Here is a 21,008-nt window from a genome sequence, read left to right as displayed (position 1 = left end):
GTCAGAGAGTGACCCAGTGAGTTATAGTCGTCTATAAGACTCGATTAAAGCATTTCTTAAAAGAATCGTGGTTTTTGGAAAATTGAAAAGTGCGCTATTTTTCCCGTCCACAGAAACCCGTTGCCGAGGGGAGTAACTCAAAAACTCCTTTTTTCCTAGATTCTGATAGACAGAACCGGCGGAAACGGATAAAAAATGCTGTTATCGAGCAAGACTCAGGGATTAATTGAAAATCTCGTCTCCTGGCTGTGCTTACCTAATTGTGGGTCAAGCCGGCACTTGCCAAACAGACTTAACAACTGAAACCAAGACTCAGTTCCCACGTCTGGGGGGCAGATGAATATCAAGATGAGGCTTTAACGATGCGGACTCATCTTCTTAGAACTTTCTTAACAAGACCAGATTTCCAGAAGTAGCCTCAAAGCATAGACAAATAGCCCATGGTCAGTCGCTTTTGAAACCGAAAGATTGAGGAAATTGAATGCCAAAACAAATAATCATAGCCGAACAACACCATATAGCGGCTGTTTTTTGGGAAGATCAAATTCAGGAATTAGTTGTAGCCACAGGTAATCAGCAGGTGGCCGACATCTATCTAGGATTAGTAGAAAACGTCATCCCCGGGATAGATGCAGCCTTCGTCAATATTGGCGATGCGGAACGCAATGGCTTTATCCATGTCACCGACCTGGGCCCCTTAAGACTGAAAAAAACCGCCGGTGCTATCACCGAATTACTGGCCCCGCAGCAAAAAGTGCTGGTACAGGTAATGAAAGAACCCACCGGCAACAAAGGACCGCGGCTAACGGGAAATGTCACTCTCCCCGGTCGTTATTTGGTATTGATGCCCAATGGTCGCGGGGTGAATCTTTCCCGTCGCATCCGCAGTGAAGACGAGCGCTCCCGTTTACGAGCTTTAGGGATTTTGGTCAAACCGGCGGGGATGGGTTTGCTGGTACGCACCGAGGCCGAAGGCAAAGCGGAAGAAGCGATTATCGAGGATTTGGAATTTCTGCAAAAACAGTGGGAGAGCATCCAACAGATGGCCGTCAGCAGCCGGGCCCCGGCCTTGCTGAACCGCGATGATGACTTTATTCAAAGGGTTTTGCGGGATATGTACAGTGCCGATGTCAATCGCATTGTTGTGGATAACCCGGTGGCGGTAAAACGAGTTAAACAGCAATTGACGAACTGGGGCGGCGGCAAAGCTCTCGAAGGGGTTTATATCGACTCCCATCGGGAAACCCAGCCAATTCTCGACTATTTCCGGGTTAACGCCGCCATTCGCGAGGCCCTGAAACCCCGGGTTGATTTACCCTCCGGCGGCTACATTATCATCGAACCGACGGAAGCTTTAACGGTAATTGATGTTAACTCCGGTTCCTTTACCCGTTCGGCCACGGCCCGGGAAACCGTACTCTGGACTAATAGCGAGGCCGCCACGGAAATCGCCCGACAACTGCGCTTGAGAAATATCGGCGGTGTGGTGGTGGTGGACTTCATCGATATGGATTCCCGTCGCGACCAGTTGAAACTGCTGGAATTGTTTAATAAGGCCTTGAAAAGCGATAAGGCCCGGCCCCAGATTGCCCAATTATCGGAATTGGGGTTAGTGGAATTAACTCGTAAGCGTCAGGGGAAAAACATTTATGAATTATTCGGCAAAACCTGCAGCCATTGCGGCGGACTAGGTCATTTAGCCCATCTACCAGGAGAAGGCAACGCCATCGCCCTAGAAACCCCCACCCTTAGCCGCGCGGAAAAAGAAACCTTTGTCGTCGCCCCGACTAATACAAAAGTTCTGCCCGATAAGAGCGCTCCTAGCGTTGCCGCTGCCGAACCCTATCTAGAAGTTTTCTCCGAATTTGAGGCCGAAGAAAACGCCCAAGGGATGGATATTTCCTTCCATCCCAACTATCAAGAACAGGTTAATAATTCTCGCCGCCGTCGTCGTCGTCGGCCCTCGGAACTGTTACTAAAAGAGGAACGGGGCGAAAAAGCCTCTACTAACGGTATTAACAACGAAATCGAGCCAGAATCAGAACCACAACGCTTTGAGGAAAAACGAGAACGCCCGGCCCGTCTCTCGAAACGGGGAGAAGATGCCAGCGCCGGCAAAAATATCCCCGTCAGCGAACGAGAGCGGGTTTCCGTGGAAATGACCCCCGTAGAACAGGAAGTTTATTCTTTAATGGGTATTTCTCCCCTGATTCTCGTGGATAAGGAGTTTAAAGACCCGAAATCGGTGCTTGTTTCCGTGAAACTGCCGGGGGAAAGAGAAGCGGAAAACCCAGAAACGTCTGCCACTCCTGAAATATCCTTGACTCCTACCCTAGAAGCCGAGGTCGCACCGGTCGAAGGGATGGAAACCGGCGAGGAAGTGAGCGAAATGAGCGAAAATCGTCCCTTGGTGCGCCGTCGTCGTCGTCCCACCACTAGCGAAGTTAGTCAGGAAATCAGCCAAGAAGCGAGTCCGCCAGTGACTTTTACTCCCGAACCGATTGCGTCCGAAACTCCAGTTTTTCTGGGCGAAGTCATTCCTTTAGAGACCCCAGTGAGTGCCGAGGGGACGGAGGAGCGACAAATAGAGGCTGAAACCACGGTGCTGCGTCGTCGTCGTCGTCGTTCCTCCGCCACTGCCGATGAGTCATGAGCGCAGAACCCTTAATTGCTGGTGTCGATGAAGTGGGGCGCGGGGCCTTATTTGGCCCCGTGGTGGCGGCGGTAGTGGTCACTGTCCCCTCTGGTTTTGCACGGCTGTGGGAGTTGGGGGTGAAGGATAGTAAGCAACTTAGCCCCCAAAAACGGCAAAAATTGAGCCAGCAAATACAACGGGATTTTCTTTGTCGCATCGGTTATGCTACGGTGGAAGAGATCGATCGCTTGAATATTCTTCAGGCCTCCCTACTGGCAATGAGCAGAGCTATCGGGAAATTACCCCTTTCCCCCAATCTCTGCTTGATCGATGGCAAGCACATTATTAAAGATTTGTCAATCCCCCAAAAGGCGGTAATTCAGGGAGATCAACAATCGCCGGTAATTGCGGCGGCCAGTATCGTGGCCAAAGTCTGGCGCGATGACTTAATTACTCGTTGGCACAGACGCTATCCCGATTATGGACTCTCTCGTCACAAGGGTTATGGCACTGCTCAACACCTAGAAGCGATTGGCAACCATGGAGTTACTTCTCAGCACCGGCTCTCTTTTAGTCCCTGTCAACCGAGGTTGGGTCCATGACTGCCGAACAATTTGCCCAAGGGTTATCGAAAATTTGGGTTAAAACCCCGTCCTTTTAGGACGGCTTTAAGCTACAATGGAAAAAGCGATAACCAAGCTAAAAACTGAACCTTGACAACAGATAGTAGGGGGTTTTGTTCAGAAAAGACTTCAAATTCGGCCTTGAACGAGTAAAACTTTCTAGGAAATAAGGTTGAACATTAGATTTTTTCGACTTGTTCAAAGTGGCCGGAGGGCATTCGGACACTCAAAACGGACGTGGAGAAAGAGTCAGACTTAAGCAATTAAGCGTTTTTCGATATCTGCGTCAACCCCATTCAGCGACCACCCTAAAAAAGTGGCGTGGTGAGGAATCGCCGTCCGTTTTACGGCGGCGAGGATGTCAACGAAAATTCTTGACCGATAGCCAAAAAATTCCCCTTTTTACCAGAAATAAAAAGGGGAGAAGATATTAGATAGCCTTACAGTCCGGCCATCCATTCCGTATGGAAAAACTCACCTCTGGGTTTATCGGTACGTTCATAGGTATGAGCGCCAAAATAATCCCGTTGTGCTTGGGTGAGATTTTGCGGTAAATTAGCCCGACGATAACTATCAAAATAGTCCAAAGAAGAACTAAAAGCCGGGACAGGAATTCCCAACTTATTAGCTAAGACTAACACCTCACGCCAAGCTTCTTGGCGATCGAGGATACTTTGCTTAAATTCCGGCGCTAACAACAAATTCGGCAGGCCCGGATTTTCCGCAAAAGCTTTGCGAATTTTATCCAAGAAACTGGCCCGAATAATACAGCCACCCTTCCAAATCCGGGCTGATTCCGGCAGACTGATATTATAGTTAAACTCCTGAGAAGCTTTAGCGATTAAAGCCATACCCTGGGCATAGGAACACATTTTCGAGCAGTAAAGAGCATCACGCACCTTATCCACAAATAGTGCCGCATCCCCCGGATAGGTTTCCCCGGGTCCGGGTAACTCTTTGGCGGCTGCCACCCGTTCCTCCTTATAAGCGGACATCACGCGAGCATTAACCGCAGCATAAATGGTCGGAATTGGCACCCCCAACTCCAAGGAACTTAACACAGTCCAGCGTCCGGTTCCCTTCTGTCCCGCCGAATCCAAGATTAAATCCACCAGATGATGACCAGTTTCTGGGTCAACACACTTAAAGATATCGGCGGTAATTTCAATTAAATAAGAATTAAGCTCATCGGTGCGGTTCCACTCGGCGAAAGTTTCCTGTAACTGCTGATTGCTTAGTCCTAGACCATTTTTCAGCACATCGTAGGCTTCCGCAATTAACTGCATATCGCCGTACTCGATGCCATTGTGAACCATTTTCACATAATGGCCCGCCCCCCCGGACCCCACATAGGTGACACAGGGACCATCATCGACTTGGGCGGCAATTTTGGTTAAAATCGGCTCTAATTCCCGATAGGCGAACTCTGTACCCCCCGGCATCAGGGAAGGACCGTGCAGAGCGCCTTCTTCGCCACCACTGACCCCCATGCCGACAAAACCCAGTTTAGTGGTCGATTCTAAGTCCCGGGTGCGTCTTTCCGTGTCCTCATAGAGGGAGTTACCGCCATCGATAATCATATCTCCTTCTTCGAGAAGGGGTTTTAATTGTTCAATCACGGCATCCACCGGCGGGCCAGCTTTGACCATGACCAGGATTTTGCGGGGACGCTCTAAAATTTGGACGAATTCTTCTAAACTATAGGCCGCCTTGACATCTTTGCCGACGGCGCGAGTTTCCATAAATTCTTGAGTTTTGCTGGCGGTGCGATTGTAAACAGCGATGGGAAAACCCCGACTCTCCACATTGAGAGCGAGATTTTCTCCCATGACAGCTAGTCCGATAACACCGAAGGTACGTTTAGTCATAGAAATTCAGTCTCGGCTGATGCGTTCTTCCTCCCCTTTTAGCGCCTACTTTCCCTAGGATAGCTAAACTTTCCCTATTTCTTAAGCCTTGACTAATCAGTGATCAGTAATCAGTAATCAGTGATCAGATTTGGGTTTTCAGTGACCGGCATTGAGTGAGGAGTGTGACAGCGTTTCTCCTCAAGATGAAGTGTAACCTAATTTGGTATCATCCCCAGACGACTGGCTACTGTTGCCCGTTCCCTAAAACCAGAGACTTCCTACCTCACCATTAAGATAACTGCTATAAATGGCATTCACTGATGACTGAAAAACCCCCAAGCGCAGAAAAGTTAATGCTAATGTTAAATTAAATTAAGAAAATCCCCATTATTCCTCGGCTTATATGCAGTTAACTTGGCTTGATAGTAATTCTTGGTTAATCGAAATCGGGGGAAAACGCCTGCTTCTCGACCCTTGGTTGGTAGGTTCCCTGACGTTTGGTAATTTAACTTGGCTATTTGAGGGCAAAAAAACCTCTAATCATGCCATTCCCCAAAATATCGATCTGATTCTTCTCTCCCAAGGTTTGGAAGATCACGCCCATCCTCCTACTTTACAGGTACTCGATCGCCAAATTCCCGTGGTGGCTTCTCCTAATGCCGAAAAAGTCGTTCGAGCGCTTAATTATACCCATCTCATCCCTTTAACCCACGGCTCTAGTTATATCTTTGACAATGCGATCGAAATTACTGCCGTCCCCGGTTCTCCAGTCGGGCCGACTCTGGTGGAAAATGGTTATGTTATCAAGGAATTAGCGACAAATCAGAGTATCTACTACGAACCCCACGGTTATCATTCTCCTAGCCTCGATTCTCTCGGTAAAATTGATGTTATTATCACTCCTTTGATTGATTTAAAAATACCTTTCCTCGGACCGGTAATCAAAGGACAAGAAAGCGCCTTAGCAGTTTGTCAACGCTTGCAGCCCGAATATATTATTTCTACGGCTGCCGGTGGTGATATCGAGTTTAAAGGTTTATTGATGGCGGTGTTAAGTGCTGAGGGTAGTCCCGAATCTTTTCAAGAATTATTAACATCCCATGCCTTACCGACAAAGGTAATTGATCCTCGTCCTTGGCAACCTTTTACAGTGGAATTAGGCGAGTGCGTTTCTGGTTTGAGCTAATCTGAGTTAAGGGAAGAATAGAAAAAAGTTAAAACTTTCTTCCCGATTTTTATCTAAAAAAGTAGAATTTTTTAATTGTTTTAAAAAACTGGCTCTCTTGAATATTGGATGTAAAATGGGTAAAACCCCACACCCCACCTGCCCCCCCGATGTCGGGGGGGTTGGGGGGCCACACCCTGCCCCCAGGAAAAACTTTTTGCCGCAAACCCTAATTAAAAGTAGCTATTCTCTGCTAAATTGTCTATGAATCAGTTGCCCTTATTTTCTCAATCAAAATCAGTGCGAGACTTTTATCAACCTGATGCCGAAATAATTCTTTATCAAGGAGATAGCAATAATTTTATCAAGACTATACCAGATAATTCTGTGAGCTTGATTATTACTTCTCCTCCCTACAATTTAGGAAAAGACTACGAAAAAAAAATCTCTTTGGATACTTATCTGGAAACCCAAACCAAAATTATGCGAGAATTCTCTAGAATCTTGCAAGATAATGGCAGTATTTGCTGGCAGGTGGGAAATTTCGTTCAAGAGGGAGAAGTTTATCCTTTAGATATTTTTTATTATCAGCTATTTAAACAAATGGGTTTCTTTTTAAGAAATAGAATTGTCTGGCATTTTGGCCATGGATTACATACCTCTAAAAGATTTTCTGGCAGGTATGAAACTATTTTGTGGCTGACAAAAACCGATAAATATATCTTTAATCTTGATCCGGTGAGAATCCCCGCTAAATACCCTGGTAAGCGCCATTTTAAAGGTAAAAATATCGGTAAACCCTCTGGTAATCCTTTAGGGAAAAATCCCAGCGATGTTTGGGAGTTTTTAGCACAAGAATGGGATGAGTTACTTTGGGATATTCCTAACGTTAAATCTAATCATCCAGAGAAAACTATCCATCCTTGTCAATATCCAATCGAATTAGTAGAAAGATGTGTTTTAGCCTTGACAAATGAGGGGGATTGGGTTTTTGATCCCTTTGCCGGGGTTGGAACTTCTCTGATTGCTAGTATTATGCACAATCGTCGAGTGATGGGGAGTGAAAAAGAAGCAGAATATGTGAAAATTGCCAGGGAAAGAATCGCCGCTTATTTGCAAGGAAATCTCAAAATTCGTCCTTTAGGAAAACCTATTCATCAGCCTACTGGCCAAGAAAAAGTCGCTCAAATTCCCGAAGAATGGCATAGTAATATATAGGAAGTCATCCTAAATTTCCCCCCCAGGTAGATGGATTCATGAATCCATCTACTATGCTTTGATACTAAATCTGGTTATTAAAAACTGATTATTTATTCCCCCTGTTGCCTTTTGCATGAGTAGAAAACGGGTTTCTCGGAGAAACCCGTTTTCTGTGCGTTACTCAACGGATTTAGTATAACTCATCCTAAAATGATTGATAAATTTTTTTATCACCATTTTTAGAGAAAACTTTCCAGAATTGTGGCGGTTTCTTGACCAGTTTTTTCCCAACTAAAAAGCTCGGCGCGTTGACGACTGAGGGACTTTAATTTTACGCGTAATTGTTCATCCGTGGCGATTTGCTGCATTGCCTCTCTCATCTCATCAATACTATAGGGATTAATTAAAATTGCCGCCTCTCCTGTAACTTCCGGGAGAGAGGAAAGATTAGAAGTAATTACAGGAGTTCCACAGGCGATCGCTTCTAGTACAGGTAATCCGAAACCTTCCCAAAGGGAGGGATAAACTAAAGCAGTTGCTTGGTTTAAAAGTTGCGGCAATTCTTCATAGGAAACATAGTTTAAAAATTGCACCCGTTGAGAGATTGATAATGCTTCTACCTGTTGCTGTAGAGCCGGCGTAAAACGGGGGTCAAATTGACCGACAATTAATAATTGATATTCGGAATCGATTTGGGAAAAAGCAGTAATTAAACGACCGAGATTTTTATGAGGATCATAACGACCAAGATAGAGAAAATAGGGACGAGTCGCCAGATTTAGCGGACGAAAATTATCAGAATCATATCCAGAAAGAATCACGGTTATTTTGTCAAGAGGTATCTTAAAAAACTTATTAATATCGGCGGCAGTTGCTTGGGAAACAGCGATAATATGTGTGGCTTTTTTCAGGACTTGGGGTAAATAGTATTTATTATAAAAAGTTAGGGGAGAAAATTTTGGGAATCGCAGGGGAATTAAATCATGGACTGTGACAATATAGCGACAATTTTCATAAATAGGTGCTTCGGGAATGGGGGTAAATAGCAGGGAAGACTGCAATTGTTGATAGGTTTGATAGAGTTGGGTTTCTGTCCAAATTAAGCGCCTAATATTGCCTTTGGTTCCCTGCTCTTGGGTGAGGTTTGCCGACACAGGATAGGTGTTAAAATCTGGGTAACTATTAGAAGTGATTAGGGTAGGATTTAAGTTGGCTAATTGAGGAATGAGATTTTTAGTATAGGTAGTCAGTCCAGTATATTTAGGACCGAGAAAAGCGAGATTGATTAATAATTGATTATTCCTATTCATAGATATTAGCTAGTTAAGTAGGTAGGTGTTAAAAGTTGTCAGACACCCCCCTTATCAAGGGGGGATTAAGGGGTGATCAGCACCCCCCTTATCAAGGGGGGATCAAGGGGGGATCAACACCCCCCTTATCAAGGGGGGATTAAGGGGGGATCCATCTTCAATTTAATTATAAATACTTACTTATTATAAAAGAGAACGATAAGCTTTTATAGTAGCTTGTGCGGTTTTTTGCCAAGAGAATTTTGCCGCTTGTTTTTTTCCTTTAGTGATTAATTCTTGACGGAGAGAGGTATCACTAATCACCTGATAGATTGCTGCCGCAATTTCTAGGGGATTATCGGGATTAATTAATATTGCCGATTCTCCCGTGACTTCGGGTAAGGATGCAGTATTAGCAGTTACCACGGGACAACCTAAAGTCATCGCTTCTAAAACTGGTAATCCAAAACCTTCATAAAAGGAAGGATAGACAAAAACATCAGCTTTTTGATAATAATCCGCAACTAAGTCATCAGCAAGATAATCAAGATGTTGAATACTATCTCGAAAGGGAGACTGAGATATTTTATCGAAAATTGGTTGATACTTCCATCCTTTTTTGCCAATCAGAATCAGATTATGGTCTAATTTATACCTGTCCTTGAGATAGTTAAAAGCAGTGATAAGATTAATAATATTTTTTCGTGGTTCTAGGGTACTAACAAAGAGTAAATAGGGTTTAGTGATGGTTAGAGATGAGGGATAATTGGGGAGAGAAGAATAACGACTTGCGAGGGGAGTAACAAAAATTTTCTCTGGGTTCACATCTAAATATTCAATAATATCTCGTTTGGTACTTGCGGAGTTAGCAATGACTAAATCTGTCCATTGTAGAGATTTTTTAATGCGTTGGGTGTAGGTTTTGACAATCCCCGTGACAAACTGAGGATATTTCATAAAAGTAACATCATGAATAGTCATAACTTTACGACTCTGACGACAAGGATAGACCACATGATCCAATCCGTGGAGAATATCGGGAGAATCAAGAAAGTTTTCTAGATAGGGAATTAGAGGATTAGGAAATCTGGTTAAGATATTGCTAAGACTGACGGGAATTGGTAAACATTTAACTTCTGGATAGGATTGCAGTTTTTCGGGAATAGAAAGATTACCCCGCAGCCAGTTTTTTACCGATGGTTGAAAACAGAGGGACAGGGAAAAGTTTTCTTGGTTTTGTAATTTAGCTAATTCGGCAATCAGGTGATAAGCATATAATCCAATTCCACTAGGATTTTGTCTTATCGGTGTACCATCAACTAAAATTTTAAGCATTTGTGGTTAGATGAGATTGACGGGATAGATATTTTTAAAATTACAGATTCAATTGTCAATTTTGCTCGCTTAGGACAAGATTAAAATCGGCAATAAACTCCACCCTAATAGTTAATCTTACCCTATAACGTCCCTAAATAGCGGCCTTTTTTGGCTAGGTTACAGCCAATACTTAATTTATCGGGCAATTTTTTCGATTATTGTCCCCTCACCCACCCTACTACTATGATTGTCAACGGGTACTTATAAGCTAAGACCTATTTTAATCGCCTATCCTTAGATTAGCTGCATCTCCTTGACGATAAACGCTGTAATTAGTTATAATCACGGAACAATAGCTTCCCCGTACTTGTGGTGAGCGGAGATTTCTGAAAAGTTATCTCAGGGATGGCTTAGTCCCCTACAGAACCACTAACATCGGGTAATGCCGAAAAATACTGATTAACTAATGTTTTCACTATGTTTAATCGCTTAGTATCTTTTAAATCCTTAGAAGGCCATGAAGGTGAGGTTAAATGTCTAACTTTTTCCCAAGATGGTAAACTTTTGGCTAGTGCTGGAGATGATAGTAATATTCTAATCTGGGAATGGAGAAAAAATCAGAAGTTTTCTTTAACTAAAAAAATTGATCAAGTTTTTGAAGATGATATCAATAAAATGTTTGGAGATCTAGAGGAGGGGATTGGCAATATATTTGGAAATAAGGGTGGAATCGCTATACCTAAAATTAATGATATATTCTCAAAACCTCCTCAAGTAAAGGTTTCGGAGATTGATGATATATTTTCAAGACATAGACATAAAAGAATCAATTCTGTTGCTTTTAGTCCCTGTCAAGGATTTTTGGTTAGTGGAGGCGATGATCAAACTGTAAGAATTTGGTCACTAGAAACTAAAAAATTAATCTCTACCTTAACGGGACACCAAGACAAAGTTACAGCAGTAGCTGTTCATCCCGATGGGGAAATTATTGCTAGTGGCAGTGAAGATAAAACGGTGAAAATATGGTCAGTAAAAACTGGAGAAATTCTTTCCACTTTACAAGGTCATAGCGATAAAGTCCTAACAGTTAAATTTAGTCAAAATGGTCAACTTTTAGCCAGTGGTGGCGGCGAAAATGACAAAACGGTAATTATTTGGAATCTGGGAGAAAAGAGCAGTATTACCTTAAAAGGTCATTCCGATTGGTTTGGAGGTATTTTATCGGTAGATTTCGGCAGTAATAACAAATTTTTAGCCAGTGGCAGCAAAGACAAAACTATTAAAATCTGGGATATTAAAAGAGGGACAGAGGTAAAAACTCTCAGCGAACATAGTGATCATATCAATTCAGTTAGTGTTAGTCCTAATAATCAACTATTAGCCAGTGGTGGTGATGATAAAAGCTTAAAATTATGGGATTTAAAAGCAGGAAAAGCCATTATTTCTATTCCCCATCCCCAGAAAATCTATGCGGTTTGTTTTAGTCCCGATGGTAATTATATCGCCACGGCCTGCCAAGACAAAATCGTGAGAGTTTATGGCACTTCCGAACTACAATCTTTAGCAAGTTGAGCAATCTTTGAGCGCACCGGATGCTTATCGGTGTCTAATTATCCACTAGAGATCGCTGCCAGTTTGTTCTTCTCGGAAGTAAAGCTGATATAATTGACAGCTAGGCTGGGCTAGGTCGCCTTTTAACTGAATTAAACCCATACTTTCCAGTTTATAGGCAGTAATCGGTTCTAATCGCACTCCCTTATCGGAAGAATTAACCACTTCCCCCATCGCTGTCAATAATTCCGGCTGTTTTTGCAGATTATCCCAGTGATGACGCAGGTGTGCCGCATAAATTCCCCCTTGAGTAGCAGCATTAGGGAGAATATTTTTTTCCCCACGCACCCGCGCTTCCAGGGCCAAACGGCTAAGATAGGGATGACCAGCGACTAGAGCAATTAAATCGCCAAGAAAACGCTGATTATCGTCATTTTTAGGCAATCCGTAGCTACTAGCCAAGTTTTCCAGTTGTTCGAGGTTAAAACCGGGTAATTTAATCGCACGGCCGACATTAAAGGGAGATTGATTAGCGTCCAATTGAATATAGATTTCCGTGGAATTAGCAATCGCTAACCGCAAATTCTGCCAGATTTCTAAATTATTAGCCTCTTCGTGCCAACAGCGCAAAAGCGGCAGAAAATCCCTAGCGATGTCGGGATACTCGAAAATTCTGTCTAAATTATCTAGGGCCAAAAAGAGCGGCCCGTTAATCTGTTCCAAAAGATAGGACTGAAAATAGGTTTGACAACTGATTAAACTGCCAAATAGTTCCTCATCCCAATATTCATCTAATTGAGGCTTTAAACCCAATTCTCGGCTAACATTGGCCGAAAACCAGCGACAAAATCGGTCTAAACTGGCAAACATCGCCTTTTCTGCCACTTGACAATTAATATAAACTGTGCTGTGTCCCCAACTATCTGCTTGAGCGAGCAGATGTTTAAGCAGAGAAGTTTTACCGGTCTTTTCGGGGGATTTAATGCGAATCAGTGACCCTGGGCGATTAATTTCTTGATAACAGTCGCTTTCGACGGGAGGGCGGCTAATATAACTATCTATAACCGATTTTTCTGCTAGTATCGGGGCGGGTTGATTTCTCCATTCAGGATATTTGATATCTTTGAACCATTCCCGGAGGATTTGGAACTTACCCGGCCCTTTACTACCTAATTCTAGTTCGGGACAGCCATTATCTTTATCTGCCGAGAAATAGCTATATATTTTAGTCATTTGTTTTTTATAGGTTTCATGGCTGGCGGCCTCGGCCATTTCCCAAATTTCCTCATCCGGTTTGCGCCAATTTTCGTAGGCAAAACGAACTAAAAAAATCTCCTTTAATTTACCCTGAACACCGTATTCTCTAGCTAGATGTTTAAGAAACTCGTCCCATCCCTGTGGTTTCATCCGGTTCTACTTTATTCTACTTATATTCCCTTTTTTTCCATGTTAACCCCTTTTTCCCTCTTGGCAATGGGACTGACATCCGAGCGGGAAGGCCCTATGGTAAAAACAGGTCAATTACCTGATGGTGTCTAAGGGAGTAAAACCATGAAAATCTCGTTAACCTTGTTTGTTGTGGTCTCCTTGCTGTTAGGTTCAATTCCTCACACTTTAGCGGTTAATAGTCAAGATAACCATTTTGACCGTTCCTCTTCGCCGCTAATTTTACAAAACCGTGACTGTAAGGGTGATAAGGACGATAATTGCAATTAGTCCTGATTATCTCGGTTAAGGTTGTTAGTCTATATCCCCCACCGATAACAAAATCGTGGTCGGGATTTTTTTTATCTCATCGGCTGCAGATAGCTTTTATCAAGATAATTTCTAGATTCAAGACCAATTATCTCAAGAAGTCGCCTGTAATTCCTCTAAACGTGCTAAAACTTCGGCGCTGTGAATGGCAGGATTTACCCCTAAATAAATCTCTTTTAAAATCCCATCGGGATCGATAAGATAGGTATGACGCAGGGAAACATAACCCATCCAAGAACCATAGGCTTTACTAACATCTCCGGTAGTATCTGCCAGTAAGGGAAATTTTAACCCCTCCGAGTCACAAAATTCCGCATGAGAATCGACATCATCGGCACTTACCCCTAAAACTTGCGTATTTTTAGCCATATATTTCGGCAAATCCTGCTGAAAACGCCGCGCTTCTAGGGTACAGCCGGGGGTAAAATCCTTGGGATAAAAATACAAAACTACCCACTTACCCCGATAATCCGATAGGGAAATATTCCCTTCTCCCGTGTTAGTCGGTAGGGTAAAATCGGGTGCCGGTTGATTTAAAGGGGGTTGGGGGCCACCTAAAGCGTTAGCATCGGGAATCAAGGCAAAAAATGCCAAAATTACTGCAATTAAAAAACTCAACAGTTGACGACGAGACATAAATTTAAGTTGTCGGGTGGGTTAGATGAGGCGACTTGCCTCTATGGTTTTGTTTCATCTAAACTTGCGAGGGAAATTCTAACACGAGCCTTGATTCCCTGCCAGTCACGCTCTGATAAATGTCCAATCACAGCTAAATTTGCAGATGGTGGCAAAGTTACGATAAAACAACGAAATATCGAAGCGACCCGTAACCCGGCCGAGACCCAATCCTGAAGCGCATAATCAGTAATTCCTAGAACTTTTGACTGAGTTGTGATCAGTCCAACTATTACATCAGGTCGAAGAGAGTGGTAAGTCTCTGATGACAAAACCACAGCAGGACGGCGCTTAATTCCTGTCACACCGGGAAAATCAACTGTCACCACATCTCTAGGGGAAAACGTCACCAATTAACCCCCCTCCACATCAGAGAAAGTTTTGGCCGCATAGTTTAGGGAAAAATTGACAAGATCGATCTGATCCTCCTCAGTCCAGGTATCACTTTGATCGAGCGATGGTTGTTGTTGTCCGACAAGTTCATTGAGAATGATTGTGGCCAATCGTAAACGTTCTCCTGATGATAAGTGACAAACCACTTGATTATAAACTTCTTGGGCAGTAGTGGGCATAACAAAAAACTGATGACCGAATGCTTCTAGCTTAATATTCTTTACATAACTTGACAAGGAAAGGGCGAGGTAAAGGGGGAAAATAGATCGACACTTGCGAGGGATCAACTATAATGAATCTTATCATAACTATACGATGACTGGTAGTGGAGTATGGCTAAGAGAAGATTGGGCTTACTGAAGATTAACGGTGGGTGCGATGACTCTAATCGTAGGGGAGATATTATCTTCGTTCATGGACTAGGGGATCATCCCATTACAGCTTGGTATCCCAACCCAGAAGAAATAAGAGACAAAGTTGATACAGAGCAATTTTGGAATCAAGAGTTACAAGAACTCAACTTTTGGTTAAATTGGCTTGGTAAACATAGACCAGATTTAGGGATTTGGTCTTATGGATATGAAGCCATGCCTTTTAAAGAAAGTAGTGGTTTATCAAGAGTACCAATAGTCAAAGGTAAAATAGAGAGTTATACGGGAAAGGCTTCTCCCATCATAGATCAAGCCAGTGAACTGCTTGCACTTTTGACACAAAGAGATTTTTTGATCCGGCCCAAAATTTTTGTTACTCATAGTTTAGGCGGTTTAATTGTCAAAGAGACACTTTATTTAGCTCATGATGATCTTAATAGTAATGACGAAATGAGGGAAATTATTGGACAAACCAAAGGAGTTGTTTTTTGTGCTACCCCTCATCAAGGTTCAGATTTGGCCAATTTCAAGGAATTATTAGCTCAAGTTGCAAAAACATTTCGTCTTCTTGACGAAAATGTGATTATTAGTGAACTTAGCTCAGAGAATACTAACACCCAGTTATATAAATCAGGTAAATGGTATAGCGGTAATACAAAAACTTATGACATTCAAACAAAAGCCTTTTATGAAACCGAAGAAACAGAAATTCCTGCGATAGGAAAACGCCTAGTGGTGGATCGCTTCAGTAGTGATCCAAATGTTACAGGCGTTAGACCAACTGCCGTCAATGGAGCAGATCATTTTGCTATTGTTAAACCTCAAAGTGAGAATGATACTATTTATATAGGGGTGAGAGAATTTATAGATAAATATTTACCTCGTCAAAATTCTGGGGGAGGATTTAATCCTAATCAAGTTACTTTTGAAGAAGAGGAAAAAGACGGTTTTTTTTTGAGGAATTAGCGAAAATTCCAACTCCAAACTATCTAGAACTTTTAGGACGTGAACAAGAAATTAACAGAATCAAAGATGCTCTCAGTGACTCAAAAGGTAAACGTCTAGTGGGAATTACTGGACTGGGAGGAAATGGCAAAACCTCTGTAGCTATTGAAGTTGCTAGAGCTTTCCGCGAAATGGGTTTTCGATATGTTGTCTGGCAAACCGCCTCAACAAAGTTCAATTCCACTCGTATGACTTTTGATTCAATTCTTGAAGATATTCCCAAGCAATTATTACCCTCACTTAAATACAATAATAGAACAAATGATAGAACAAATGATAGAACAATAGATTCTCTTCGTGATTTGATAGGTTTACAAGGTGAGAGACGAGAAATCGAAACTAGAAAGTTATTATCTAGTCAGAGAGTTCTTTTAATTTTGGACAATATGGAAACTTCGGAATCTCAGAATGCAATTGCGGCGAGGCTTTATTCAGTTTTAGGAAATAGTAAAGTTCTGTTTACCAGCCGAAATAGATTTGATACTTTAGAGGTAGATGTTTGGGATTTTTATTTACAAGGTCTGCAAGAAGAAGCATCAATCAAATTAATGGAGCAAGTTGCACAGGAAAGAGACATTACTTGTTTTGATCCTGATGCTTCTATAGAATTACTAAAATTTACTGGCAACAATAAAACTGGCTATTTACCCTTAGCATTAAAATTAGTAACAGGTCAACTAAAAAACAAAACTACCGCAGAAATTGAACAAAGTTTATTTAATGTTCGCCTAACAGAAGATGATGTTCAAGAAGACGATATGAACGTCTTTAAAAGATTTTGGTGGCGTATATTTTTTCAAGCTTTGAGAATGTTTTCTGATTCAGACCTAAAGTTAATGTCGCTTTTAGCTGGTTTACAAGAGCAAGAAGGGACTACCTACAGTCTGATTCGAGATATGAACAATAAAAAAATCAAATTGACTGAGCCACAATTAGAACAGGCAATTATGAACACTTGGCGTTCTTGTTTGTTAGAAAGAGAAGAATATGATAAAAAACGCTATTATCTGCATATTTTAACTACTAAGTTTTTTAAGGCAATTCTAGGCATTGGAGGAGGACAAATTAATGATTAATAATCATGAAACTGATTTTTTAAAAGACTTAGAAGGGGAGAAAGAACATTTTACTCTTCTTAGAAATCTCTACACTGACTTATTCAGTGAAGAAGAAAAAGAATTGATTAAACAAGAATTTCAAGAAACATTCTCTCCTGAAGAATTACAGGACATTAAGGAAAAATTCGAGAAAATATATAGATATTATTATGATTTGGCGAGACCGGCAATTATTGAGACATATACTGAACTCGCTTTTGAGAATAATAACTATCTTGATCCGAAATTTTATCGAAATTCCCCTGAGTTTTCTGCTAAAGATCAACACAATCTTGAAAATAAAGCTCTAGATTTCTTCCAAACAGAGTTAAATAACATTAAACTAGCGATAAGCTATGCTAAGGAAGATGGACAATGGCAACGAATTGTTAAAATTTGTCAAAGTTTGCAAAGATTTCTGAAAATTCGGACTTATTGGGAAGATTTAGATGATATACTGAGAGAGGCAATTTATGCCGCAAATAAATCGGGCGAGCATTTAACAGAAGCTCATTTACTTAATCAATTTGCTGAGTTACAACGTTTATTAGGAAGAGCCAAAGAGGGCTTAGATAAATGTGAAGAAAGTTTACATATCTTTCAAGAATTAAAAGATGAATATGGCGAAGCTAAGGCTTTATATACTTTAGGTTTTCTTAATCGTTCAATGGGAAATTGGGAAAAGTCTGCTGAAGCCTTGGAAAATTCAGTAAAACTTTTTAGAAGGATACATGAGAGTCAAAATTTTGACATTGATGTAGAAGAAGATATTGCAGAAGCCCTTGATGGTTTAGGATTAATTTATCCCATATTTGGAAAATTAGAGAGTGCAGAAGAAGTTTTACGAGAGAGTCTTGAGCTTAAAGAAAAACTTAATAATCGCTTTGCATTAAGTAAAACAACCAATATTTTAGGCAAAGTTTATATCGAGCTTTATAATAGCCAGAAACAAATTGAGTTTTTACAAGAAGCACAAAAATTAATGGAATCTAGTTTGGAGATTAAAAAAGAGTTAAATGATCTTCAAGGACAAGGGGTTTGTTTCAATGAACTCGGTAAAATTCAGCGTCTAATGGGAAATTATGAGCAAGCACATGATTATTATCTTAAAAGTTTAAATTTTAAAAAGAAAGTATCATCAACGGGTGGTGGTGCTTCCGATAGACACGGAGAAGGACTAACATATATGGAAATGGCGTTTTGCTTTCGAGATCAAGGAAAAAAAGAAGAAGCACAAAAAACTTTTCATAAAGCTCTTGATTATTTAAACGTTTATTCACCCCAACATGAGGAGGTGTCTAAAATTCTTCAAGACAATCATTAGTCTGTAACTTTATTCTGATCTATCCAAATTTGAGGTTATTAAATGCAGCAAAAAAAATTAATGGTTATTGTTGATTCTATTGGTTTTAGTCTTCGCAGTATGCGTTCACAAAAAGACTATTTAGATTATCTTATTAATGATCAAAAACAAGACATTACAGTAGTTGTACTCGCTGATTCAGCTTTTAAAGAAGTAGCTATAGAAACTTTCTCTCGAACAGGTGCTAAAGTTTATTTTGAAGATTATAACGATAGTATTTTAAACGATGAAATGATTAATAAAATTGCCAATAAATACAATATTTTAATTTACAATATTGTTACCGAGCGTCATGCTGTAGATTTTTTGCGTCATAATTTAGGAGATAATTACCCAACTGTCAAAGACAACAAAGGGATAGCCCATCCTGTTCCTAATAAATCTTGTCTTTTCGCTTCAGAAAAAACGATTGAAAAAGTTACGAAAAAACTTTTTTATGTTGCTCACTTAGCCAGAGATAATAGAGATTATCAGGATGCTAAAGTTATCTTTTTGCCCTTTTCAGGTTTAAAAACTTTTGGGACAGAGTATGGTGCAAATGATAGAGAACAACAGAAAATTTCCGAATATATGTCTTTCCCTTTTGAAGATAGTATCCCTGCCATTGGTAAGATTCAAAAAGAATTAAAAGAACATAATATCATTGTTATTCCTATTATTATCCAATACGGAAATCTTGAAGAAATCCATCGGAAAGTTATTGAAATTAGCAAACAACATAATTTAAATCCTCTCCCTACATCTTTAGATATTGATTGGAATAGAGATTTTGCCTCACAAGCTGGCTTTTTTAATGCAATTAATCAATGGTCAGAAAAAACAGGTTTGCCAAATATAGCCATTGTGCATGGAAGTAGTTCTCTTCATTTAGTAGAAGAATGTGCAGATCCTCAAAGAATAATCGCTTTTTATGCAACTCACACAGAAAAACTGAACATAGAGGACGATGGCAGAATCTATCATTTAGCAGTAGCAGAAGCTAGTGGAGGTTGGTTAAGGGCTGTTCAACCTTTAACCCCCTATTCTCATAACTATAAACAAGTAGCTCAACAAATTACTGAACAGGCCTTACTACTTATTCAATCCTGGATTGACGGATAAATTTGCTTGAGCTTGATTCGAGCCTCCTTTGCGCTAAATAAATCGCCAATCTACCCAAGTAATGATTGTGGCCAATCGTAAACGTTCCCCGGATGATAAGTGACAAACCACTTGATTATAAACTTCTTGGGCAGTAGTGGGCATAACAAAAAACTGATGACCGAATGCTTCTAGCTTAATATTCTTTACATAACTTGACAAGGAAAGGGCGAGGTAAAGGGGGAAAATAGATCGAGCTTGTCTTCATCTGCCTAACGATCATGTCTATTGTCACCCTTAACCCCCTTCAATCCCATCAAGATTTAGTCATCGATCCAGCCAAAATCACGGGATTACGGGGAAAAATCACCATCCCCGGCGATAAATCTATATCCCATCGTTCCCTGATGTTAGGAGCGATCGCCGAAGGGGAAACCGTTATTCATGGGTTATTATTGGGCGAAGATCCCCGCAGTACCGCTAGTTGTTTTCGTGCCATGGGTGTGGAAATTTCCCAACTCAACAGCGAGAAAGTGATCGTCAAAGGTAGGGGTTTAGGCAATCTTCAGGAACCCTTAGAAATCCTCGACGCGGGCAATTCCGGCACGACGATCCGCTTAATGTTAGGATTATTGGCCGGTCATCGGGACCGTTTTTTTGTCGTCACCGGTGATGCTTCCCTGCGATCGCGTCCCATGTCCAGGGTGGTGAAACCCCTCAAGGAAATGGGGGCGCAAATTTGGGGCAGAAAAGCCAATTCTTTGGCTCCTTTAGCCGTTTCTGGGGAATCTCTGCAACCGATCCACTACTATTCTCCCGTTGCTTCTGCACAGGTAAAATCCTGTCTTCTCCTCGCTGGACTGTTAACCGAGGGAAAAACTACGATCACGGAACCTGCTTTATCTCGCGATCACAGTGAACGGATGCTGCGCGCTTTTGGGGCAAATATTGAGGTGGATGGGGAGACTAATAGCGTCACGGTGACGGGTTATCCCACTTTAACTGGACAAACGGTGATTGTACCGGGAGATATCAGTTCGGCAGCTTTTTGGTTGGTAGCGGGGGCAATAGTGCCTAATTCCGAGTTATTAATCGAAAATGTGGGAATAAACCCGACTAGAACTGGAGTTTTACAGGTTTTACAGGCAATGGGAGCAGATATCACCCTCGAAAATCAACGGGTGGTGACGGGAGAACCGGTGGCGGATCTGCGGGTGAAATCCAGTCCACTACAGGCAACCACGATCGCTGGTGAGATTATACCCCGTCTGATCGATGAAATTCCCATTCTGGCAGTAGCGGCGGTTTTTGCCCAAGGAACGACAATTATCAAGGATGCCGAGGAATTACGGGTGAAGGAAAGCGATCGCCTGACGGTGATGGCCACCCAACTCGATCGCCTAGGGGCAAAAGTAAGGGAATTACCCGATGGTTTAGAGATTACCGGCGGTACAGGCCTATTAGGCGCGGAAGTGGACAGTTTTACCGATCATCGCATTGCCATGAGTCTAGCGATCGCTGCCCTCAATTCCCGTCAACCCACCACTATCCATCGCGCTGAAGCGGCCGGCATTTCCTACCCCGATTTTTTTAGCACCTTAAAGCAAATTTGTCAAGAGTGAAAATATTAAGTTTTTCT

General features: G+C 41.7%; 18 protein-coding genes. 10 read left to right on the top strand and 8 right to left on the bottom strand.

What is annotated here, in order from left to right:
• The first annotated feature begins 481 nt into the window (after positions 1-481).
• Positions 482-2,653 (top strand): Rne/Rng family ribonuclease, encoded by a 2,172-nt coding sequence (locus B5D77_RS17105; RefSeq protein WP_008203154.1) that lies wholly within the window; start codon positions 482-484, stop codon positions 2,651-2,653.
• Complete coding sequence (locus B5D77_RS17100; RefSeq protein ID WP_008203152.1) at positions 2,650-3,237, top strand: ribonuclease HII; 588 nt, start codon at positions 2,650-2,652, stop codon at positions 3,235-3,237. Before B5D77_RS17105 ends, B5D77_RS17100 begins: the two co-directional genes overlap by 4 nt.
• A gap of 461 nt (positions 3,238-3,698) precedes the next feature.
• On the opposite strand, the gene gnd is transcribed toward B5D77_RS17100, so the two are convergent.
• Positions 3,699-5,126 (bottom strand): decarboxylating NADP(+)-dependent phosphogluconate dehydrogenase, encoded by a 1,428-nt coding sequence (gene gnd, locus B5D77_RS17090; RefSeq protein WP_106909272.1) that lies wholly within the window; start codon positions 5,124-5,126, stop codon positions 3,699-3,701.
• Between the two features lie 385 nt (positions 5,127-5,511).
• Here gnd and B5D77_RS17085 point away from each other — a divergent pair, with 385 nt between their 5' ends.
• Together B5D77_RS17085 and B5D77_RS17080 are read left to right on the top strand one after the other, a co-directional pair.
• Positions 5,512-6,294 (top strand): MBL fold metallo-hydrolase, encoded by a 783-nt coding sequence (locus tag B5D77_RS17085; RefSeq protein WP_008203148.1) that lies wholly within the window; start codon positions 5,512-5,514, stop codon positions 6,292-6,294.
• A gap of 243 nt (positions 6,295-6,537) precedes the next feature.
• Complete coding sequence (locus B5D77_RS17080) at positions 6,538-7,491, top strand: DNA methyltransferase (RefSeq protein ID WP_008203146.1); 954 nt, start codon at positions 6,538-6,540, stop codon at positions 7,489-7,491.
• A 221-nt stretch (positions 7,492-7,712) separates the two neighbouring features.
• On the opposite strand, the gene B5D77_RS17075 is transcribed toward B5D77_RS17080, so the two are convergent.
• A complete protein-coding gene (locus B5D77_RS17075) occupies positions 7,713-8,783 on the bottom strand; it encodes a glycosyltransferase family 1 protein (RefSeq protein ID WP_106909271.1) in 1,071 nt (356 codons plus the stop codon).
• A gap of 183 nt (positions 8,784-8,966) precedes the next feature.
• A complete protein-coding gene (locus B5D77_RS17070; RefSeq protein WP_106909270.1) occupies positions 8,967-10,097 on the bottom strand; it encodes a glycosyltransferase family 1 protein in 1,131 nt (376 codons plus the stop codon).
• Positions 10,098-10,556: 459 nt separating this feature from the next.
• On the opposite strand from B5D77_RS17070, the gene B5D77_RS17065 reads away from it, so the two are divergent.
• A complete protein-coding gene (locus B5D77_RS17065; protein ID WP_106909269.1) occupies positions 10,557-11,651 on the top strand; it encodes a WD40 repeat domain-containing protein in 1,095 nt (364 codons plus the stop codon).
• A gap of 45 nt (positions 11,652-11,696) precedes the next feature.
• On the opposite strand, the gene B5D77_RS17060 is transcribed toward B5D77_RS17065, so the two are convergent.
• The 4 genes from B5D77_RS17060 to B5D77_RS17045 all read right to left on the bottom strand — a co-directional run bounded on the left by B5D77_RS17060 (position 11,697) and on the right by B5D77_RS17045 (position 14,689).
• Complete coding sequence (locus B5D77_RS17060; RefSeq protein WP_106909268.1) at positions 11,697-13,037, bottom strand: AAA-like domain-containing protein; 1,341 nt, start codon at positions 13,035-13,037, stop codon at positions 11,697-11,699.
• 441 nt (positions 13,038-13,478) lie between these two features.
• Positions 13,479-14,021 (bottom strand): peroxiredoxin, encoded by a 543-nt coding sequence (locus tag B5D77_RS17055; protein WP_106909267.1) that lies wholly within the window; start codon positions 14,019-14,021, stop codon positions 13,479-13,481.
• A 41-nt stretch (positions 14,022-14,062) separates the two neighbouring features.
• Positions 14,063-14,410, bottom strand: coding sequence for a type II toxin-antitoxin system PemK/MazF family toxin (locus B5D77_RS17050; protein ID WP_106910020.1), 348 nt, complete (start codon positions 14,408-14,410; stop codon positions 14,063-14,065).
• Between the two features lie 3 nt (positions 14,411-14,413).
• Positions 14,414-14,689, bottom strand: a complete 276-nt coding sequence (locus tag B5D77_RS17045) for a hypothetical protein (protein WP_002761450.1) — start codon at positions 14,687-14,689, stop codon at positions 14,414-14,416.
• A 96-nt stretch (positions 14,690-14,785) separates the two neighbouring features.
• Here B5D77_RS17045 and B5D77_RS17040 point away from each other — a divergent pair, with 96 nt between their 5' ends.
• From B5D77_RS17040 to B5D77_RS17025, 4 genes are read left to right on the top strand one after another with little or no spacing between them, the layout of a single operon-like run.
• Positions 14,786-15,790, top strand: coding sequence for a hypothetical protein (locus tag B5D77_RS17040; protein ID WP_106909266.1), 1,005 nt, complete (start codon positions 14,786-14,788; stop codon positions 15,788-15,790).
• Between the two features lie 5 nt (positions 15,791-15,795).
• Positions 15,796-16,905, top strand: coding sequence for an NB-ARC domain-containing protein (locus B5D77_RS17035; RefSeq protein ID WP_106909265.1), 1,110 nt, complete (start codon positions 15,796-15,798; stop codon positions 16,903-16,905).
• Positions 16,898-18,250: a tetratricopeptide repeat protein gene (locus B5D77_RS17030; RefSeq protein WP_106909264.1), complete on the top strand. Its 1,353-nt coding sequence runs from the start codon at positions 16,898-16,900 to the stop codon at positions 18,248-18,250. Before B5D77_RS17035 ends, B5D77_RS17030 begins: the two co-directional genes overlap by 8 nt.
• Positions 18,251-18,292: 42 nt before the next feature.
• Complete coding sequence (locus B5D77_RS17025; RefSeq protein WP_106909263.1) at positions 18,293-19,390, top strand: hypothetical protein; 1,098 nt, start codon at positions 18,293-18,295, stop codon at positions 19,388-19,390.
• A 33-nt stretch (positions 19,391-19,423) separates the two neighbouring features.
• Here B5D77_RS17025 and B5D77_RS25940 read toward each other — a convergent pair whose 3' ends face one another.
• Positions 19,424-19,591: a hypothetical protein gene (locus tag B5D77_RS25940; protein WP_159036973.1), complete on the bottom strand. Its 168-nt coding sequence runs from the start codon at positions 19,589-19,591 to the stop codon at positions 19,424-19,426.
• A gap of 59 nt (positions 19,592-19,650) precedes the next feature.
• Here B5D77_RS25940 and aroA point away from each other — a divergent pair, with 59 nt between their 5' ends.
• Positions 19,651-20,991, top strand: coding sequence for a 3-phosphoshikimate 1-carboxyvinyltransferase (gene aroA, locus B5D77_RS17020; RefSeq protein WP_106909262.1), 1,341 nt, complete (start codon positions 19,651-19,653; stop codon positions 20,989-20,991).
• The last annotated feature ends 17 nt before the right edge of the window (positions 20,992-21,008 follow it).

The sequence above is a fragment of the Microcystis sp. MC19 genome, assembly GCF_003019735.1.
Taxonomy (GTDB): Bacteria; Cyanobacteriota; Cyanobacteriia; order Cyanobacteriales; family Microcystaceae; genus Microcystis.
This window is presented reverse-complemented; position numbering and strand designations above follow the sequence as displayed.

What these genes read in the sequence shown, in the direction of transcription:
- B5D77_RS17105 (WP_008203154.1), top strand. Translation starts at nt 482, where the DNA reads ATGCCAAAACAAATAATCATAGCCGAACAACACCATATAGCGGCTGTT.
- B5D77_RS17100 (WP_008203152.1), top strand. Translation starts at nt 2,650, where the DNA reads ATGAGCGCAGAACCCTTAATTGCTGGTGTCGATGAAGTGGGGCGCGGG.
- gnd (WP_106909272.1), bottom strand. Translation starts at nt 5,126, where the DNA reads ATGACTAAACGTACCTTCGGTGTTATCGGACTAGCTGTCATGGGAGAA.
- B5D77_RS17085 (WP_008203148.1), top strand. Translation starts at nt 5,512, where the DNA reads ATGCAGTTAACTTGGCTTGATAGTAATTCTTGGTTAATCGAAATCGGG.
- B5D77_RS17080 (WP_008203146.1), top strand. Translation starts at nt 6,538, where the DNA reads ATGAATCAGTTGCCCTTATTTTCTCAATCAAAATCAGTGCGAGACTTT.
- B5D77_RS17075 (WP_106909271.1), bottom strand. Translation starts at nt 8,783, where the DNA reads ATGAATAGGAATAATCAATTATTAATCAATCTCGCTTTTCTCGGTCCT.
- B5D77_RS17070 (WP_106909270.1), bottom strand. Translation starts at nt 10,097, where the DNA reads ATGCTTAAAATTTTAGTTGATGGTACACCGATAAGACAAAATCCTAGT.
- B5D77_RS17065 (WP_106909269.1), top strand. Translation starts at nt 10,557, where the DNA reads ATGTTTAATCGCTTAGTATCTTTTAAATCCTTAGAAGGCCATGAAGGT.
- B5D77_RS17060 (WP_106909268.1), bottom strand. Translation starts at nt 13,037, where the DNA reads ATGAAACCACAGGGATGGGACGAGTTTCTTAAACATCTAGCTAGAGAA.
- B5D77_RS17055 (WP_106909267.1), bottom strand. Translation starts at nt 14,021, where the DNA reads ATGTCTCGTCGTCAACTGTTGAGTTTTTTAATTGCAGTAATTTTGGCA.
- B5D77_RS17040 (WP_106909266.1), top strand. Translation starts at nt 14,786, where the DNA reads ATGGCTAAGAGAAGATTGGGCTTACTGAAGATTAACGGTGGGTGCGAT.
- B5D77_RS17030 (WP_106909264.1), top strand. Translation starts at nt 16,898, where the DNA reads ATGATTAATAATCATGAAACTGATTTTTTAAAAGACTTAGAAGGGGAG.
- B5D77_RS17025 (WP_106909263.1), top strand. Translation starts at nt 18,293, where the DNA reads ATGCAGCAAAAAAAATTAATGGTTATTGTTGATTCTATTGGTTTTAGT.
- aroA (WP_106909262.1), top strand. Translation starts at nt 19,651, where the DNA reads ATGTCTATTGTCACCCTTAACCCCCTTCAATCCCATCAAGATTTAGTC.